This is a genomic window from Mesorhizobium sp. M0029 (assembly GCF_040323735.1).
Classification (GTDB): Bacteria; Pseudomonadota; Alphaproteobacteria; order Rhizobiales; family Rhizobiaceae; genus Mesorhizobium.
The window spans coordinates 18,009-35,879 of record NZ_JAMYVF010000009.1; the positions used below are offsets into that span (position 1 = coordinate 18,009).

General features: G+C 64.2%; 15 protein-coding genes. 1 reads left to right on the forward strand and 14 read right to left on the reverse strand.

Annotated features, from left to right (window positions below):
* Positions 1-7: 7 nt before the first annotated feature.
* The 8 genes from NKJ76_RS16440 to NKJ76_RS16475 all read right to left on the reverse strand — a co-directional run bounded on the left by NKJ76_RS16440 (position 8) and on the right by NKJ76_RS16475 (position 9,751).
* A complete protein-coding gene (locus NKJ76_RS16440; protein WP_023740652.1) occupies positions 8-1,987 on the reverse strand; it encodes an ABC transporter permease in 1,980 nt (659 codons plus the stop codon).
* On the reverse strand, positions 1,984-3,063 hold the full coding sequence (locus tag NKJ76_RS16445; protein ID WP_352537898.1) for a quaternary amine ABC transporter ATP-binding protein: 1,080 nt from the start codon (positions 3,061-3,063) through the stop codon (positions 1,984-1,986). The genes NKJ76_RS16440 and NKJ76_RS16445 overlap by 4 nt, the downstream gene beginning before the upstream one ends.
* Positions 3,064-3,133: 70 nt before the next feature.
* A complete protein-coding gene (locus NKJ76_RS16450; protein WP_352537899.1) occupies positions 3,134-4,108 on the reverse strand; it encodes an ABC transporter substrate-binding protein in 975 nt (324 codons plus the stop codon).
* Between the two features lie 387 nt (positions 4,109-4,495).
* Positions 4,496-5,281 (reverse strand): SDR family oxidoreductase, encoded by a 786-nt coding sequence (locus NKJ76_RS16455; RefSeq protein ID WP_352537900.1) that lies wholly within the window; start codon positions 5,279-5,281, stop codon positions 4,496-4,498.
* Between the two features lie 9 nt (positions 5,282-5,290).
* Positions 5,291-6,055 (reverse strand): SDR family oxidoreductase, encoded by a 765-nt coding sequence (locus NKJ76_RS16460; RefSeq protein WP_023701501.1) that lies wholly within the window; start codon positions 6,053-6,055, stop codon positions 5,291-5,293.
* A 106-nt stretch (positions 6,056-6,161) separates the two neighbouring features.
* Positions 6,162-7,670 (reverse strand): sugar ABC transporter ATP-binding protein, encoded by a 1,509-nt coding sequence (locus NKJ76_RS16465; RefSeq protein WP_027050086.1) that lies wholly within the window; start codon positions 7,668-7,670, stop codon positions 6,162-6,164.
* Between the two features lie 29 nt (positions 7,671-7,699).
* Entirely contained in the window at positions 7,700-8,638 is a 939-nt protein-coding gene (locus NKJ76_RS16470; RefSeq protein ID WP_023684414.1) for a sugar ABC transporter substrate-binding protein, read from the reverse strand.
* A 129-nt stretch (positions 8,639-8,767) separates the two neighbouring features.
* Positions 8,768-9,751, reverse strand: coding sequence for an ABC transporter permease (locus NKJ76_RS16475; protein ID WP_502895742.1), 984 nt, complete (start codon positions 9,749-9,751; stop codon positions 8,768-8,770).
* A gap of 284 nt (positions 9,752-10,035) precedes the next feature.
* Between NKJ76_RS16475 and NKJ76_RS16480 the strand changes: the two genes are divergently transcribed.
* Complete coding sequence (locus tag NKJ76_RS16480) at positions 10,036-10,998, forward strand: sugar-binding transcriptional regulator (protein WP_023668527.1); 963 nt, start codon at positions 10,036-10,038, stop codon at positions 10,996-10,998.
* A 16-nt stretch (positions 10,999-11,014) separates the two neighbouring features.
* Here NKJ76_RS16480 and NKJ76_RS16485 read toward each other — a convergent pair whose 3' ends face one another.
* The 6 genes from NKJ76_RS16485 to NKJ76_RS16510 all read right to left on the reverse strand — a co-directional run bounded on the left by NKJ76_RS16485 (position 11,015) and on the right by NKJ76_RS16510 (position 17,860).
* Positions 11,015-11,608, reverse strand: a complete 594-nt coding sequence (locus tag NKJ76_RS16485; RefSeq protein ID WP_352537901.1) for a hypothetical protein — start codon at positions 11,606-11,608, stop codon at positions 11,015-11,017.
* Positions 11,609-11,705: 97 nt separating this feature from the next.
* Positions 11,706-13,193: a xylulokinase gene (locus NKJ76_RS16490; protein ID WP_023745532.1), complete on the reverse strand. Its 1,488-nt coding sequence runs from the start codon at positions 13,191-13,193 to the stop codon at positions 11,706-11,708.
* A 20-nt stretch (positions 13,194-13,213) separates the two neighbouring features.
* Entirely contained in the window at positions 13,214-14,536 is a 1,323-nt protein-coding gene (locus NKJ76_RS16495) for an NAD(P)H-dependent oxidoreductase (protein WP_352537902.1), read from the reverse strand.
* A 161-nt stretch (positions 14,537-14,697) separates the two neighbouring features.
* Positions 14,698-15,801 carry a mandelate racemase/muconate lactonizing enzyme family protein gene (locus tag NKJ76_RS16500; RefSeq protein ID WP_352537903.1) on the reverse strand — a complete coding sequence of 368 codons (1,104 nt, stop codon included), beginning with the start codon at positions 15,799-15,801 and terminating at the stop codon, positions 14,698-14,700.
* A gap of 17 nt (positions 15,802-15,818) precedes the next feature.
* The gene (locus NKJ76_RS16505; protein WP_352537904.1) at positions 15,819-16,526 is read right to left on the reverse strand and encodes a GntR family transcriptional regulator; all 708 of its coding nucleotides are present in this window, start codon (positions 16,524-16,526) and stop codon (positions 15,819-15,821) included.
* Between the two features lie 179 nt (positions 16,527-16,705).
* Positions 16,706-17,860: an efflux RND transporter periplasmic adaptor subunit gene (locus NKJ76_RS16510; RefSeq protein WP_352537905.1), complete on the reverse strand. Its 1,155-nt coding sequence runs from the start codon at positions 17,858-17,860 to the stop codon at positions 16,706-16,708.
* Positions 17,861-17,871: the final 11 nt, after the last annotated feature.

Here is a 17,871-nt window from a genome sequence, read left to right on the forward strand (position 1 = left end):
TCAACAATTACCCTAGTCTTGCCCGCGCCTTCGCCGTCCAGGCATTGAACAGCCGGTCTGCGACGATGCCGATGAAAGCGATGGCGAGACCCGCGACAATGCCGCGTCCGGAATCGGCCTTGGACAGCGCGATGAAGACTTCCTGGCCGAGGTCGCGTGTGCCGACCATGGCGCAGATGATGATCATCGCCAGCGCCATCAGGATCGTCTGGTTGACTCCCAGCATGATTTCGGGAAGCGCCAGTGGCAATTGTACCCGAAAGAAGGTCTGGCGCGGCGTGCAGCCGGAAACCTTCGCCGCCTCGATCAGCGCCGGCGGCACTTGCCGGATGCCGTGATTGGTGTAGCGGATCGCCGGCACCACGGCGAAGGCGACCGTGGCGATCATGGCGGTGACGTCGCCGACCCGGAACAGCATCACCACAGGAATGATGAAGCAGAAGGACGGCAGCACCTGCAGCGTGTCGATGATGGGCGTGACGATCTTTTCGAAGCGGTCGCTGCGCGCGGCCATCAGGCCAATCGGGATGCCGATCAGGCAAGCGATGAAGGCCGAGATGCCGCAGAGATAAACCGTCGCCATGGTCTTTTCCCACAGGCCGGTGACGGCGCAGAAGGCGGTCAGCGCGGCGACGAGGGCGGCGAGACGCAGGCCACCGAGCTGGTAGCCGGCGAGGCCGAGCAGGGCCACCGCGCCGAGCCACGGAAAGCCTTCGCAGAAGGCGCGCAGCGGGTTCAGTACATTGAGGATGAGCGCCACGCGAAACGCTTCGATCACGTCGAAGAAGTTGATCGTCACCCAGCTCACCGCCGCCTTCCACAGTGGCGCAGTGGTGAAGGTGATCGCCTTCGGCACCGCCGCGAAGGCCGGTACGAACAGGCCGAGCAGCGTCGTCACGACCAGGATGGCGATGGCCAGCGACAGATTGGGATAGCGCCGCCAAACGCTCTGGTTCGCCTGCCGTTGAACGTGGCCTTTTGCCTGCTTATGCGCGATCGCCTGGCTCAGCCGGTCGAGCGCGATTGCGAGCGCCACAATGGCGAGCCCGGCTTCCATCGCTTCGCCGACCTTCAGCGCACGCAGCGCCAGCAGCACATCATAGCCGAGGCCGCCGGCGCCGATCATCGAGGCGATGATCACCATGTTCAGCGCCAGCATGATCACCTGGTTGACGCCGATCATCAGTGTCGGCCGCGCCGACGGCAGCAGCACGCGCCACAATTTCTGCCGCGCCGTGCAGCCGGCCATCTCTGAGAAATCGTCGATCTCGGAGGGCACCCGCGACAGACCCAGCATCGTTGCCCGCACCATCGGCGGCGTGGCGAAGATGGCGGTGGCGATCATCGCCGAGACCGGGCTGTTGCCGAACAGAAGCAGCATCGGGATGAGATAGGCGAAGGTCGGGATGGTCTGCATCAGATCAAGCGCTGGGGAGATGATCAGCCGCTCGGCCCATGGCTTGCGCCACGCCCAGATGCCGGCGAACAGGCCGGTGACGATGCAGAAGGGCACGGCGATGGAAATCAGTGCCAGTGTCAGCATGGCGCTGGTCCATTGGCCGAACAGCGCGGTGTAGAGGAAGCAGCCGCCGACCAGTAGGCCGAGTTTTCTACCGCCCACGGCGTGCCCGGCGATGAAGGCGGCTACGCAGACGCCGATCCAGGACAGGCGCGGCAGGAAATAGGCATCGGCGCCGTGACCAATCTTGAAATTCTTGGCCAGCAGGTCGAGCGCGAAATCGAGGGGAACGCCGAGCACCGCGGTGATCGAGCGGGTCAGCCAGGACAAGTTCGACTTGATCCAGCGCATCAGCGCACTGACCCAGTCGGCGACCGGGATAACCGCCTCGGCCGGATAGTTGACGGCCCAGGGCAGTCTGTCCTGCAGCAGAAACACCACCAGCACGGCGGCCAGCGCCAGCGCCCAGACCAGCAGCCAGCGCTGAACCGGTGGCCTCGTTTGGCTGGCGCTTGCCGTCACCGTCATGCGCCGGCTCTCGTATGCTCGATACCGGCCAGCAACTCGATCACCGATTGCGGCGTCACCTCGCCGATCGGCCTGCCGCTGCCGTTGACCACGGCGAAGGGCTTACCCGACGCGACAATGCTGGCCGAGAAGCTGGCGATCTTGGCGTCGGGCAAAACCGTGCCGCCGTGCTCGGCGCCATCGCAGGCACGCATCAGGCTGCGCGCCGAAATCACCTTGGCGCGGTCGACATCGCGGGTGAATTCGGCGACATAGTCGGTCGCCGGGTTGACAACCAGCTGTTCCGGCGTGCCGGTCTGGATGACCTCTCCATCCTTCATGATGGCGATGCGGTCGGCAAGCCTTATCGCCTCGTCGAAATCATGGGTGATGAAGACGATGGTCTTGTGCAGCATGGTCTGCAGCCGCATCAGTTCGTCCTGCATCTCGCGGCGGATCAGCGGGTCGAGCGCCGAGAACGGCTCGTCGAGGAACCAGATCTCCGGCTTGGTCGCGAGGCTGCGGGCAATGCCGACGCGCTGCTGCTGGCCGCCGGAGAGTTCGCGCGGATAGAAATGCTCGCGGCCGCGTAAGCCCACGAGATCGATCACCTCCCGCGCTCTCGTTTCGCGCGTCGGTCGGTCCTGGCCCTGGATGCTCAGGGGAAAGGCAATGTTGTCGAGCACGTTAAGATGCGGCAGCAGCGCAAAATTCTGGAACACCATACCCATGCGATGACGCCGCAGTTCGATCAGCGCCGCATCGGAAATCTTGAGCAGGTCGTTGCCTTCGAATTCGACCTTGCCGTGGGTCGGCTCGACCAGCCGCGACATGCAGCGCACCAGCGTCGACTTGCCGGAGCCGGATAGCCCCATGATGATGAAGATCTCGCCCTGGCGTATTTCGAGATCGACGGCGCGCACCGCACCCACCAGTCCTGCGGCAGCGACATCGGCCATGCTGGCCTTGCCGTCACGCTCGCGGATGAAGCTGGCCGCGTTCGATCCGAACAGTTTCCAGACGTTGCGGCAGGCAAGCTTTATCGGCCGCACATCCTTGGGCGTGCCAGCCGCCTGCGGTTCAGTCGCTTCCGTCATCCAATGGCCCTTCTGGAAGATGAATATGGACCCGGCCGTTACGGCCGGGTCCGGCCTTCAGTCGGAGCCATCACTGCGCCCAGGCTTTCCAGTCGGCTTCGTGGGCGGCGATCCAGGCGGCCGCGACGTCTTCCGGCGTCTTGCCGCCGAGGTCGATCTCGCCGCTCATCTTGTTGAGCTCATCGGTGTCGATCGTGTAGGCCTTGGCCACCTTGTAGGCGATCGGCCATTTGTCCTTCATGCCGGACCATGAGTATTTCCAGATTTCGCCATGCGGCTTGCCGCAATCATATTTGGCGTCCGGGTTGGTGCCCCATTTCGGGTCGGTGTAGCACTCGGGCGTATACTCGGGGAATTCGACCCACTCGCCCTTGTACTTGGCCGGCGCCCAATGCGGAGAATAGATCCACAGCATGATCGGCGCCTTGCGCTGATAGGCCGAGTCCAGCTCGGCGAACATCGCCGCGTCGGTGCCGGCATGGATGACGGTGAAGGGCAGTTTCAGCGCCTCGACGCGCTCGTCGTCAAAGCCTTCCCAGGTCACCGGGCCGCCGAGATAGCGGCCCTTCGGCGCCGTCTCCGCCGTCGAGAAAGCCTCGGCGCATTTCGGGTCCTTCAGCGCCTCCCAATTGGGCAGGCCGGGGCATTTCTCCTTCATGTATTCGGGAAACCACCACTCCTCCTTGGCCTTCGGCCCGAGCTTGCCCAGCCGCTCGGTCTGGCCGGTGGCGTCTGAAGCCTTCATCGCCTCGCCGGCCGTCGTGTCCCAGAACTCCAGGCCGACATCGAGGTCGCCATTGGTGAGACCGGTGGTCAGGCTGGAGAGGTAGTCGGCGGTCGGATATTCGACGGTGTAGCCGAGCTTTTCGAGGATGCCGCCAAGGATCTTGGCGTTGAGATTGACGCTGGTCCAGTCGAACAGCGCGATCTTGATCGGGTCGTTGGATTCGGGTGCTGCTGCGTGGACCGGTGATGTAAGCGCACTTGCGGTGGCAAGCGCCAAGGCTCCCATTGATAGGTTCGAAATCACACTGCGAAATGACATGCTTGTTCTCCTGTCAAACCATGTGGAAATTTCTTGATCGTTCCCTTCTTGCGTCTTTTCTTGATTGTGTTGGAAAGGCGGGTCGTTACGCAAGCTCGTTCGCACCAAGCCAGTGCCGCGGCCGCAACTTGCGCAGTGATGCCGGGCGGGCCCGCGTCATGGCATCGGATGGATTGCTGCGCGAGCAATCGTCAACGGATCGATCGCCGCTCCAGCGGCGCTCTCAGACGTGCGAGCCATCAAGGTCCCATGGTCTCGGCCGGCGAGCTCGCCAAGGCCGTTTCATGAGATGAAATTATATATACCAACCTTCATGCGGCGCAACGGCTGATGCCCTGTGCTGCGCCGAATTTCAGACTGGTCGATTGCCAACCGCCGGAGCGGACTTCACGACATGATCAGGCCGCCATCGACATTGATGGTTTGGCCGGTGATGTAGGTGGCGTCGTCGCTGGCGAGAAAGCTGACCAGGCCGGACACGTCCTCGCCGCTGCCGGCGCGGCCCATCGGGATGTTCTTCACCCATTCGGCCATCAGCTCGCCGGGCTTGTAGTCGCCCATCAGCTTGCCCCAGGCGGCGTCGTTGTAAGCCCACATGTCGGTGTCGATAATGCCGGGGCAGATCGCGTTGACGGTGATCTTTTCCTTGGCCACTTCCTTGGCCAGGCTCTGGGTGATGCCGACGACGCCGAACTTCGACGCCGCATAATGTGGCGTGTAGATGAAACCCTGCCGCGCCTGGCCCGATGCCGTGTTGATCAGCCGGCCGCCGTCGCCATGCTTGCGGATGCGCGCGATCGCTTCCTGGCAGCACAGGAACACGCCCTTGGTGTTCACTGCCAACACCTTGTCCCACTCGGCTTCGGTCATTGCCTCGATCCGGGCGATGGTGATGACGCCGGCATTCTGCACCGAAATGTCGACGCGGCCGAATTCCTTCTCGGCGAGGTCGTAAAGCGCGGTGACCTCATCCTTCTTGGTCACGTCCATGCGCATCGACGCGACCTTGGCGCCCGCTGCTTTCAGGCCGGCGGCGACGTCCTCGACGCGGGCATCGATGGCGCTGACCACGACCGCGGCACCTTCCTCGGCGAAGCGCTTCGCCATCGCCGCGCCGATGCCACCGCTCGCGCCGGTGATGACCGCAGTCTTGCCTTCAAAACGCTTCTGCATCTTTTCTCCTTACCAGCAGACAAAACCGCCATCGACGATCAGGTCGATGCCGGTGACGTAACTCGCGGCGCGGCTGGCCAGGAACACGGTCGGGCCGACCATTTCTTCCGGCGTCGCCATGCGCCCCATGGGCGTGTCGCGTTCGAAGATCTTGATCTGTTCGGCGACCTCAGGCCGCTTGTTCATCGGCGTCAGCGTGTAGCCTGGGCTCACCACATTGACGCGCAGGCCGCGATCGGCCCATTCCATGGCGAGGCTTTTCGACATGTGGATGACGGCCGCCTTCGACGAATTGTAATGCGCCTGGGTCAGGCCGCGATTGACGATCGAACCCGACATGGAGGCTATGTTGATGATCGAGCCCTTGCGCCGCGTCAGCATGGCGCGCGCTTCGGCCTGGCAGGACAGGAACACGCCGCTGACATTCACGTCGTAGATTTTCTGCCACTTCTCCAGCGACAGCGTCTCGGCGGCCTCGGCTCCTGCAATGCCGGCATTGTTGACGGCGATGGTCAGCGCGCCGAGCTCCTTTTCCGTGCGCTCGACTGCGGTCGCCAGGTCGGCCTCCGACGTCACCGTCCCGGTCAGCACCACCGCCTTGCGGCCAAGCACGGCGATCCTGTGCGCGGTCTCATCCAGCCCGCCTTTCGAGGCATGGCCGAAACAGGCTATGTCGGCGCCGGCTTCGGCGAGCCCGATGGCAATGGCCTGGCCAATGCCGCTGCCGGCGCCTGTTACCAGCGCTACGTCGCCGCTAAGATCGAATAGTTTCATGTTGTTCCCCCTCCTGAAATGAAGGGGCGCCAGTCTTTGCTGGCGCCCCGCGCGGTCCGGTCCTTGGGAGGATACCACCTGCTGCGCTTTGTTCCGACTCCTGTCCTCAGCTCGTGGCGAGTTCCATCACCGCGACATTGCTGGCCTCGCTGCGGCCGAGAATGCCGCGCTGGCGGCCGCGGCTCAGCACCAGCACGCGGTGCGACAGCCCCAGCACCTCCTCGAGGTCGGAGCTGACCACCACCACCGCCATGCCGGAGCGGGCGAGGTCGGCGATCACGTCGTAAATAGCCGCACGCGCGCCGACATCGATGCCGCGCGTCGGTTCATCGAGGATGAACACCTTCGGCGGCCGCGACACCCATTTGGCAATGATCACCTTCTGCTGGTTGCCGCCGGAAAGCTTGCTGACCGCCTGGCCAGGTTTGCCCTTGACCCCGAGCCTTGCGATGCAGGCTTCGGCGAATTTCTGCACCGCCTTCGGAAACACCCAGCCCTTCGGCGCGACATGGTCGAAATTGCCGAACGCCAAATTCTCGCCGATGGTCTGGTCGAGCACGACGCCTTGCGCCTTGCGGTCTTCCGGCACCAGCACGACGCCGGCCTTGATGGCTGCCGCCGGCCCGCTGAGATGCACCGGTTTGCCGGCAACGCGCACCGAGCCCGACGAGATCGGATCGGCGCCGGCGATCGCCCGCACCAGTTCGGTGCGGCCGGCGCCGATCAACCCGGCAATGCCTAGGATCTCGCCTGCTTTGACCGAGAAGGAAACGTTGTTGAAACTTTTCTCCGGCGAAGACAGGTTGTCGACCTCGAGCAGCGTCTCCTCGCGCGGCGGCGACAGATGCGGGAACATCCGCTCGACCGAGCGGCCGACCATCTGCTCCACCACTGTGCGCACGGGAATATCGGCGCGCTCGTGGCGGGCGACGATGCGTCCGTCGCGCATCACCACCACGCGGTCGGCAATCTGCGCGATCTCGTCGAGACGATGGCTGATATAGATGAAGGACATGCCTTCCGCCTTGAGCTTGCGGATCTGCTGGAACAAAAGCTCCGTTTCCTCGCCGCCAAGCGCTGCGGTCGGTTCGTCGAAGATCAGCAATTCGGCATTCAGCGTCAGCGCCTTGGCGATCTCGACCTGCTGCTGGGCGGCGATGCGCAGCGTGCCCACCTTGCGCTCGGGCGAGACGTCGAGGCCAAGCCGCTTCAACTGCGCCGAGGCCTTGGCGTTCATCGCTGCGCGGTCGATGCGGCCGCCGCGCATCGGCAGGCGCCCGACATAGACATTCTCTGCCACCGACAGGTCCGGCAGCAACTTCAGTTCCTGGTGGATCATGCCGACGCCGGCATCGATGGCGGCGGCGGGCGAGGCGGGGGAATAGGGCTTCCCCCGCCAGGTGATGGTGCCCGCGTCGGGCCGGGTCGAGCCGGCGATGATGTTGGACACCGTCGACTTGCCGGCGCCGTTTTCGCCGAGCAGCGCCACGACCTCGCCCGGCCGCACCTCAAAGCTTGCATCGGCCAGGACCTGGACCGGTCCGTAGCTCTTGCAAAGGCCGTTGACGAAGAGCCCGTTGTGCGGGCTTTCGCTGTGGCGAGGATCAGGAGACATCGTGGTGCTCTCTTAAGCGGTGCCGTTCGTTACGGATGCTTGGCGATGAACTGCTCGACATTGTCCTTGGTGGTCAGCGTCGCATCCTGCAGCTGCTCGGCCGGAACGCTTTCGCCGGCCACCAGCTTGATCGCCGCATCGACGGCGAGACGGCCCATGCCTTGCGTCTGCTGCGTCGCGGTGACGTCGAACACACCGTCCTTCAGCGCCTTGAGCGCGGCCACGTCGCCATCGAAGCCGGCGACCCAGACCTTGTGGCCGGGATTGGCGACCTTGACTGCCTGCGCCGCACCCAGCGCCAGCGCATCGGCCTGGCCGATGACAATGGAGACGTCGGGATGCGACTGCAGCAGGTCCTGCGTCAGCTTGAAGCCTTCGTCCTGGTGCCAGCCTTCGCTCCACAATTCGCCGACCACCTTGATATCGGGATAGGCCTTGAGCGCTTCGCCGCAGCCCTTCGAGCGATCCACTTCCGGCGTGGTGCCCTTCTGGCCGTGGATGATGATCAGTTCGCCTTTGCCGCCGGCCTGCTTGGCGATGTAGTCGCACACCGCCTGCGCCGAGGCGACGCTGTTGGTGGCGATGAAGGTGTCGCCGGGCGCGCCGTCGGCGTTGCGGTCGACATTGACGACCGGGATGCCGGCAGCCTTGGCGGTCTTGGTCGGCACGGTGGCGGCTGTGGCGCCGGCCGGAATGTAGATCAGCGCGTCGATGTTCTGCGTGATCAAATCCTGTACCTGGCTGACCTGCGTTGCCGAATCGCCCTTGGCGTCGACGGTGACGATCTCGATGCCCTTTTCCTTGCCGTAGGCTTCGACCGACTGCTTGATCTGGTTGAAGAAGTCGGCCTGCAAATTGGCCACGGCGAGGCCAAGCTTCTTGGCCTCCTTGGCCGAGGCCATGTCGGTCAGCCCGAGCAGCGGAATGATGGCGGCCGCGGCAAGCAGCAATGAACGTTTGGTCAGCATGTGTTTCCTCCGTTGATAGTCAAACTGTCCCGCCAGCGCATCGCGCCCCTTGGAACATCCCAGTTTCGGATCGACCGATCCGTCTATCGCCCGGACGTTCCGGGCGAATTCTCAATTGTGCCCCGCTCTCTATCGCGCCCTGCGCCGCCAGGTGTCGCTGGCGACGGCCAGCGCGATCACCACGCCGATCACCACCTGCTGGATGAAGGGCGAGACGCCGAGCAGATTGAGGCCGTTGCGCAGCACGCCGATGATGAGCACGCCGACCGCTGTGCCGCCGATCGAACCGACGCCGCCCGAGAGGCTGGCGCCGCCGATCACCACCGCCGCGATGGTGTCGAGTTCATAGCCCAGGCCGGAACTCGGCTGCACCGAATCCAGCCGCGCGGCGAGCACAATGCCTGCAAGACCCGCAAGCACGCCGCAGATGGCATAGACCCAGTTGGTCAGCGACTTCACCGGAATGCCGGAGAGCCGCGCCACCTCGGCGCTGCCGCCGATGGCGTAAAGGCTGCGGCCGGTGGCGCGGTAGTTGAGGAAGATGGCGAAGACGATCGCCAGCACCATCATCACCCCGACTGTGACCGACAGGAAGCCGAAATGGCGGATGATTGACAGGCTGGTGAACCAGTCGGGAAAGCCGACGATCTGCGAGCCGTCGGTGATCATGTTGGCAAGGCCGCGCGCCACCGACATCATCGCCAGCGTCGCGATGAACGGCGGCAGCCGGGTAACGGTCACCAGCAGGCCGGACACCAGTCCGCAAAGGCCGGCGACGACCAGTGCTGCAACGACGCCGGCCGCAAGGCCGAGATTGAGATAGTCGGGATGGGAGACAAAGCCCATCACCATGGCGGCCAGCGCCAGCACCGAGCCGACCGAGAGATCGATGCCGCCGATCAGGATCACCAGCGTCATGCCGATTGCCATGATGCCGAGCACGGTGATCTGGTCGAGCACGTTGAGGATGTTGCGCACGGTGAGGAACGTGTCGGTGGTCAGCGTCAGCGCCAGGCAGAGCAGCAGCAGTCCGATCAGCGGTCCCATGGTTCCGGCAAACAGTGCCGAAAGCTTCGCGGCCGTCACACCTTGAGCGCCGGGCGCGGCTTTCAACTCGCCAGCCTTCGACTCGCTTGCATCATTACTCACGGCCACTTCGTCTCCTCCGTCAGCGAAACGGCGATGGCCTGCCGTCCACTCTTGTTCACCAGGCACCTCCCTGTGAACAATTTATCTTTGATATACAATTTTGTTCAGCTAAACTGTTCATTAGAAAATTGTCAAGAGCCGTTGCGCCATTCGGCGAAGGTTTGCGCCACCGGGCGGTTTGTCCTAGGGAAGCCAGGGGCGGCGCTTTGCGGAAAAGATTTCCGAAATCTGGCCGCGGGAGGCAAAAGATGGCGACCGTCGAAAATGAGAAGGCCTCGCGCTTCCCCGATGCCGAGCTGAAGGCCCGCGCTGCCTGGCATTACTATGTCGAAGGTCTGACGCAAGAGCGCATTTCCGAGATCCTCGGCGTCGGCCGCATCAAGGTGCACCGCATTCTCTCCGCTGCGCGAGAGGAGGGCATCGTGCAGTTCCGCATTCGCGACAGTGTCGTCGAATGCGTGCAGCTCGAGGAGAGCCTGAAGCAGCGTTTCGGGCTCAGCCAGGCGGTCGTGGTGCCGTCGGCCGCTGATCGCAGCAACGCGCCGCTGATGATCGGCCACGCGGCTGCCGCCTATCTCGCCGACAATGTGAATGCCGGCGACGTCATTGCGCTGGGCTGGGGTCGCACCCTGAAATTCGCCATCAACGAACTGCCGAGGCGGCCGATCGCCAGGACGACGGTTGTCTCGATGCTCGGCGGCCTTACCCACGCGCAGCCGCTCAACCCGACCGAAAGCGCCTGGGAGTTCGCCGAAAAGATCGGCGCTGAATGTTTCTTGCTGCCGGTGCCGGTCTATGCCGACAAGCCGGAACAGCGCGATGCCTTCATGAGCCAGCGCAGCGTTCAGGATGTCGTCTTCCGCGCGCGCCGCGCCAACATCGCCGTGCTCAGCGTCGGCTCGTTTTCCAAGGACAGCCCGATCGCCAATTACGGCTTCATCAAACCGAGCGAACTCGAGGAATTGCAGGCGGCCGGCGCGGTCGGCGACCTCTTGTGCCATTTCATCGACGCCGAGGGCCACCCTGTCGACCATGAGGTCAACCGTCGCGTCTGCGCCTATCCGCTGCAGGATCTGTCCGATATTCCGAGCATCATCCTGGTGTCAGGCGGTCAGGAGAAGGTCGCCGTCATGCGCGCCGCGCTCGCCAATACTAGGATTTCGGTGCTGATCACCGATGAGGACGCGGCCAAGGGATTGCTCAACCGCTGAAGCACGCGGGGGCTTGTCAGAATTCGCAGGGCTCCGGACGACTGTCGTCCGACCAGTCGGCCAGCGCGACCGGCACGAATTTTCCCGCGACCGGTTTGCCGTCGTCCAGGTCCTTTGAGGCAATGCCTCTGCCGGTGAGAAAATTGATGTCGCAGCCGCCCAGCGTCGTCTCGACCGAGCCGTCGGCTTTCTGCACATTCCAGTCCCAGTCGCGACTGTAGCCGGCGACAAGGAATTTACCGCCGCGCCAGACGATGGTCAGCGTCGCATCCCATGATTTGTTGGCGCCGCAGCCGAAGCACGAGGTGACGGCAAGCGATCCCTTGCCCTTGCTTTCGAGCCCGAGAATACGGTCCTGCGTCAGCGCCTTTTTGACAAAGTCAGGCTTGCGCGAAGGATCGAGCTTTCCTTCGCCGGCAGCCAGATAGATCGAGAGATCCGCCAGCCCGCTGTCGGGATCCGCCGCGATCGCGGCCCGATCCATCCTGCCGTCATTGTCCATGTCGAGCGTGACCTCGAAGGTCGGCTCGTCCTGCGCACGCGCCGTCATTGGAGCTGCCGCAAGCGCGACAATCCAGGGCAGGGCGGCAAGGTGAAATACTGCTTTCATGAGCCCGATGAGTCTAGCATTGGCCGGGCAGGACGCAAAATCGGCAAGCTGGGCAGGTTGGGCATGGGAGCCTCACGCAGGCAAACTGCGCTTGAACTCAGATCGCACCGAGCCGCGCGTGGATGTCGCGTGTCGCGTGATAGAGGTCGCGGTAGATCGCCTTGCGCGCCCGGTAAGCCGGCACCAGCGTCATATCCGGATCGACACGCCTGGCCGGCGCCGCCGCCATTGCCTTGGCGGCGTCTTCCGCCGAGGCGAACCAGCCGATCGCCGAAGCCGCCAGCATGGCCGCGCCAAGGGCCGCCGCCTCGTTGACCGGCGACACGAACAGCGGCCGCTCCAGCACGCTGGCCATGATCTTCATCAGCAGCGCCGAATTGGTGCCGCCGCCGGCGGCAATCATCTCTCCCGGCTTGCCGCCGCTTTCGGCCTCCATCGCCTCGCTGGCGATGGCCTGCTCCAAAGCGATGCCTTCCAGCGTGGCGCGGAAGAGATGCCTGGGCTCATGGTCGAGCGACAGGCCAACAACGGCGCCGCGCGCCGCGCCATCCCAATAGGGGCTCATGACGCCGGCCCAATAGGGCATGACCAAAAGACCGTCGCCGCCGGCCGCAACATCGACCGCACCCTTCTCCAGTTCTGCCGCGGAAGACGCGCCGGTGGTGCGCACGATCCAGTCGACCAGTTGCATGCCCGAGCGCAGCACGGTTTCCAGCATGAAGCCGGAGCCGGTCGGCGAGACCAGCGTGCGAAACGCGTCCGATGTGGTGACCGTGCCGGAATAGCAGCCGCTGACGACGCCGGAGCCGAGCGAGAGATAGCTCCTGCCGGCACCATAGACGCCCATGCCGAGACCCATGGCCTGGCCATCGCCGGCGCCGGCGACAATTGGCGTGCCCGCTTTGAGGCCAGTCAGCTGGGCAATGCTTTCGGCAAGGCCGCCGCAGATTTCGCCTGGGCCGATCAGCGCCGGCAACTGCCGTGGCTGCAGCCCTGCAGCCGCGACAAGCTCAGGGTGCCATTCGCCTGTCGCGACATCGAGCAAGCCGAGCGGGTCGGCACTTGCCGTGCTGGTAACCAGCCGTGCGGTCAGCCGGTGAACGAAGAAGCCATGAACATCGACCAGGGCGGCGGCGTTGGCCAGCACCTGCGGCTGATGTTCGGCCAGCCAGGCGATGGCATAGAGCGCCGGCGTCGGATCCGGCGGCTTGCCGCTCCAGTCGCGGATCGTCTCGCGGCCAAGCTCGGCCGACAGCCTGGCGACTTGAGGCCGGGCGCGCTCGTCAAGCCACAGGATCGCCGGGATGAGCGGCGTGCCGGCCTGATCGATCAGGGTGAAGGTCTCGCGCTGATGGGCTATGGCAATTGCCGCCACGCGCGCGGCGCCGACCTTGTCGGCAACCTGCTTCAGCGCACTGATAAGGGCTGCCCACCAATGTTCGGCATCCTGCTCGAAATGGCCGGGCTTAGGATTGGCCAGCGGATAGGCCTCGCGCGCCTGGAACAGCTCCGCGCCGTCGCCGGTGAAGGCGATCGCCTTCACCGCCGTCGTCGAGGCATCGATCCCGATAACGACATCGTCCATCACAGGGAGATCCCGAAGGTTCAGGCGGCGTTGGTCACAAACTGTCCATCCGACTGGTCTAGACGGCGGCGGATCTGCGTTATCACCATCGAATCGTCGGGTACACAATTTTCATAGGTAAGGAAGTCGCCGGTCTTGACCGGCTTGACCACCTTGGCGCGTTCGGCAATCCCGAGCGGCAGCGCGCCCTTGGCGCGGGCGTCCTCCCAGGTCATGGCGAAGCCGCGATAGTCGTTCTCGCCGATCATGCCGAGCGATTGGCCCGCGCCGAGATCGCTCTTGGCCACCGCCACCGCTTCGGCGACCGGATGGTCGAGGGGCTCCATATCGGCGCGTTTGTAGACAACGGCGCGCGCCGCCGACAGTGGCACTTCAAGGCTTGTCAGGTGATAGGGACGGTAGATCGTGAAATAGGGGCCCTTGCCGACCTTGAGGTCGACCATGCGCTCCAGCACGCGCGGATGCCTCGTTTCGATGATGCAGAACACGCCGGGCGCCACGCCCTTGCCGATGGAATAGTCCACCACGCCCTTGCGGTGCAGCACGCCGCCATCCTCGCGCGGGCAAAGCACGCTGGCCAGTTCCTCCAGCGTCGCCGTCGGGCCGTGCATGCCCGGCACGTCGGGCACCAGCCCCGTGGCGTTGGCGATAGCCACCATCTCGATCGCCGTCTTGGAACCGTCGACGAACTCGACCAGCATGCGCGCATTCATGTTGCGCTCGGCCGCTTCCTTCTCGTAGTCGGCGGGCATGGCGTCGATCTTGAGCGGGTTGTTTTTGCCCTTGCCGGCGGCGATGATGTTGAAGCCGAGGCTCTTGGCGAAGCCGATGATCTCCAGCGTGCAGGCGGGTTCGTCGCCGGCCGCACCGGTGTAGACCACGCCGGCCTTGCGCGCTTCCTCCTTGAGGAAGCGGCCGATCGTAATGTCCGCCTCGACATTGAGCATGACGATGTGCTTGCCGTTCTTCATCACTTCGAGCGCAAACAGCGTGCCGATGTTGGGATTGCCTGTCGCGTCGATGATGACATCAACGCGGCCGGCCGCGGCCAGCGCATGCAGATCTTCGGTGACAGCGATCTTGCCGGCCTCGATGGCGCGGTCGATGGCAGAGGCGTTCGCAGCCTGGACGATGTCGGAGCGGTCATGGCCGGCGAGCAGTGCGGCACCGATCGCCGCTTGCGGCCGCACCTCGGAAATGGCACCGATCCGCATGCCCGGCATCAGCGCCACCTGGACGACGATGTCGGTGCCCATCTGCCCGGCGCCGGCGAGTCCGATGGTGATGGGCCCTTGGGCTTCAGCGCGCTGCAGAAGTTCCGCTGCAAATTGCGGATGGGCCATATCGCTTCCTCCAGTCATGACGCGCCGCAGCGTCAAATCATCATTTTGAACATTCCTATTTCCATTTGAAAAATATTTCAACCCGCAAATCGGAGAATGGCTGCAGGACCAAATCTCCCACGGAGGATTCGTGGGGTGACAGCTTCATGCTGCGCTTGATCTCAGCCGATCTCTAGGAAAGGCTTGCCGAGCAGGTCGGGCACGACATCGATGCCGAGGCCGGGCCCGTCGGGAATGCCCATGTGGCTGCCGGTGACCGGTGGGGCGTTGGAGGCCGTGCGCACCGTCACCCACTCATGGAAGGCGATGGCGTGCAGCCGGCGTTCTTCCGGCGTCGACAGCGACAGATGCGCCATCGCCGCCGTGTCGATCTCGGCGCCGCCCGTATCCTCGACGGTGATCATGAAACCGAGATCGACGGCGACGTCGCGGATTTGCCTTGTCCTGGTTACGCCGCCAAGCCGCGAGATCTTCAGCGTCAGCCCGTCGGCGGCGCCCAGGCGATGGATTTCCAGCATCGCCTCGAGCGAGATGACGCTCTCGTCCAGCACCATCGGCTTGTCGAGCATGCGGCGCACCGACATGTTCTCCTCGATCGTCGTGCAGGGCTGCTCGAACGTGTAGTCGATGCCGCGTGTGGCATCGGCGAACTGCCGCGCCTGGTAGGGTGTCCAGCCGGCATTGGCGTCGCAGAAAATCACCGTGCCTTTCGGCACGGCCGAAGCGACTGCGCTCACCCGCTCGATGTCTTCATGCACATTGCCGCCGACCTTGACCTGCAGCCGGCGGCAGCCTTCCGCGATGATCCTTTTGGCCAGTGCCGCCATCTGGTCGAGCGTGCCGTGGGTGACGACGCGGTAGGTCTCCGCCATTTCGCTCTCGCGGCCGCCAAGCATGGTCACCAGCGGCACGTCGGCGGCGCGGGCGGCCAGATCCCAGCAGGCCATGTCGAGCGCCGACTTGATGTAGGGATGGCCCTTGAACACCGTATCCATCAGCCGGCCGATGCCGGCGAGGCCACGCGGGTCCTGGCCGATCAGGTGCGGCGCGATCTCGACCACGCCCGCGCGCGTTCCCGCCGGAAACGCGGCCGAATAGAAATTGCCGAGCGGCGCCATCTCGCCCCAGCCGGTTACGCCGCTGTCGGAAGTGATTGCGACGATCACCGCATCGAAGCAGTCTGCAACCCGCCCCTTGGACATGCGGTAGGGCCCGTCCACGAAGGGCTGCACGACGCGATAGGCCTTGATGGTTTTGATCTGCACTTGTCTGTCCGTTGTCTCTAGGCGTTGAGGAGGGTCAGCCCTTCGATGTTCCGCTGCTCGAGGCCACGCGCATAGGCAAGCAGCTCTTCGAAATCGAGGTCGATATGCTCGCGCGCATGGCGCTGGGCAGCGCGCATGTCGGCGCCCTTCAAGAGCCGCACATAGGTCTCGTGGAGATATTCGGCCGGCACCGGCTCGTTGCGGGCCCGCTGGTGCAGGGCAAAGTACATTTGCAGCCGGCTGGTCAGCCGCTGCCATGTCTCCAGCAGCACCGAATTGTCGGCCCATTCATAGATCAGCCCGTGCAATTGCAGTGCGGTCTCGATCTGGCGGGTGGTGTCGCGCGCGCGCGTTGCCTGTTTCACCGCTTCGTGCCGGCGGTCGAGTTCATCGAAGAAGCGCTGGTCGCGCAGCTTCCATGTCCGCTCGATGGCGAATTCATCGAGCACCTTGTTCAGCGAGTAGGCGTCGTCAATGTCCTTGGCGGTGACATCGATGACGAAGGTGCCGGCATAGGGAATGCTGGTCAGGATGCCTTCCTGCACCAGCTCGCGCATCGCTTCGCGCAAAGGCGCGCGGCTGACCCGCATCTGCTCAGCGATCCTCAGCTCGTTCAGCTTTTGGCCGGGTTCCAGCTGGCCGGTCAGGATCGCCCGCCGCAACAGCGCAACGATCTCGGCTCGGCGTGTCGTATCCGCGATCGGATTGAAGTCCAGCTTGGCCATTCCGTCACTCCAGTGAGAGCCGGAAACAGACAAGCAGATTGTCGACAATCCTACAATATGTCTATTCCGGATTCTTGTGCCTTGCGGTTACCCAAAAACGGCGTGCGGCGCTCCATAAAAAAACGGCGCCCTCGGCGTGGAAGCCGAAGGCGCCGCACGACCGGGGCTGATGGGGGTTATCAGCTGGCCGGTTTCTCCTGGGGCAACGGCGAGATCGGCATTCCTGGTCCGATCTTCTGCAGATTGCCCGTTATCACCTGGTCGCCTTCGGCAACGCCGCTGAGGACCGCCACAAGGTCGCCGCTGGTCGCGCCAAGCGAGACGATGCGCTGGTCGACCGTGTTGCCCTTGCCGACGACATAGACATATTTGCCGAGCTGGCTCGAACCCAGCGCCACCTGCGGCACCATCAGCGCGTCGGGCAGCTGCTTGATGTGCAGCCGCACCCGGACATACTGGCCCGGCAGCAGCGAGAACTTCGCATTGCCGATGGTGGCGCGCGCCGTAATCGTGCCGGTCGAGTGGTCGACCGTGTTGTCGATGAAGGTGAGTTCGCCCTTCTGGCTGGCTTCGGTCTCGCCGGGCAGCAGCACCTCGACCTCGATCGGGCCGGCGGCCCGGGCCTGTTCGATTTCGGCCAGGTCCGTCTCGCTCGGATTGAAGGTGACGTAGATCGGGTCGAGCTGCACCAGCGTGTTCAGCACCGTGCCGGCGACGCTGACCAGCGTGCCGACCGAAGCCTGGTTGCGGCCGACGCGGCCGGCAAACGGAGCGTGGATTTCGGCGTAGCTCAAATTGAGCTCGGCCGTGCGCACCGCCGCCTGGTTGACGGCAAGCGACGCTTCGGCCTGGCGCAAGGTGCTCGTACGCTGGTCGAACCCATCCTTGGCCAGATAGCCGCTCTTGGCCAGTTCGGAGCCGCGGCCGAGATTGGAGCGCGCATAGTCGAGGCTCGCCTGGTCGCGCTGCACTTCGGCCTTGGCCTGGTCGAGAGCCGCCTTGAAGTCGTCAGGCGAGATCTTGTAGAGCAGATCACCCTGGCGCACATCCGCGCCGTCCTTAGCCGTCTGCTCCTGCAGATAGCCGGGCACGCGGGCCTGCAAGGTGACGCTGCGGATCGCCTCGATGCGGGCGGCGTAGTCAAGGTAGATCGGGATCGTCTTCTTGACCACGCTCGTCACCGGCACCGGCATGACGAATGCCGCAGGTGCTGCCGTCGCTACCGCCGTGCCGGCATTGAGGCTGAGATTGCCCATGTCGAGGAAGTGGACGCTTGCCACCGAGATCGCTCCCAGGGCGACGGCCGTTCCCAAAGCTATTTTCCATTTACGCATTTTGGTCTCCA

What these genes read in the sequence shown, in the direction of transcription:
- NKJ76_RS16440 (WP_023740652.1), bottom strand. Translation starts at nt 1,987, where the DNA reads ATGACGGTGACGGCAAGCGCCAGCCAAACGAGGCCACCGGTTCAGCGC.
- NKJ76_RS16445 (WP_352537898.1), bottom strand. Translation starts at nt 3,063, where the DNA reads ATGACGGAAGCGACTGAACCGCAGGCGGCTGGCACGCCCAAGGATGTG.
- NKJ76_RS16450 (WP_352537899.1), bottom strand. Translation starts at nt 4,108, where the DNA reads ATGTCATTTCGCAGTGTGATTTCGAACCTATCAATGGGAGCCTTGGCG.
- NKJ76_RS16455 (WP_352537900.1), bottom strand. Translation starts at nt 5,281, where the DNA reads ATGCAGAAGCGTTTTGAAGGCAAGACTGCGGTCATCACCGGCGCGAGC.
- NKJ76_RS16460 (WP_023701501.1), bottom strand. Translation starts at nt 6,055, where the DNA reads ATGAAACTATTCGATCTTAGCGGCGACGTAGCGCTGGTAACAGGCGCC.
- NKJ76_RS16465 (WP_027050086.1), bottom strand. Translation starts at nt 7,670, where the DNA reads ATGTCTCCTGATCCTCGCCACAGCGAAAGCCCGCACAACGGGCTCTTC.
- NKJ76_RS16470 (WP_023684414.1), bottom strand. Translation starts at nt 8,638, where the DNA reads ATGCTGACCAAACGTTCATTGCTGCTTGCCGCGGCCGCCATCATTCCG.
- NKJ76_RS16480 (WP_023668527.1), top strand. Translation starts at nt 10,036, where the DNA reads ATGGCGACCGTCGAAAATGAGAAGGCCTCGCGCTTCCCCGATGCCGAG.
- NKJ76_RS16485 (WP_352537901.1), bottom strand. Translation starts at nt 11,608, where the DNA reads ATGAAAGCAGTATTTCACCTTGCCGCCCTGCCCTGGATTGTCGCGCTT.
- NKJ76_RS16490 (WP_023745532.1), bottom strand. Translation starts at nt 13,193, where the DNA reads ATGGACGATGTCGTTATCGGGATCGATGCCTCGACGACGGCGGTGAAG.
- NKJ76_RS16495 (WP_352537902.1), bottom strand. Translation starts at nt 14,536, where the DNA reads ATGGCCCATCCGCAATTTGCAGCGGAACTTCTGCAGCGCGCTGAAGCC.
- NKJ76_RS16505 (WP_352537904.1), bottom strand. Translation starts at nt 16,526, where the DNA reads ATGGCCAAGCTGGACTTCAATCCGATCGCGGATACGACACGCCGAGCC.
- NKJ76_RS16510 (WP_352537905.1), bottom strand. Translation starts at nt 17,860, where the DNA reads ATGCGTAAATGGAAAATAGCTTTGGGAACGGCCGTCGCCCTGGGAGCG.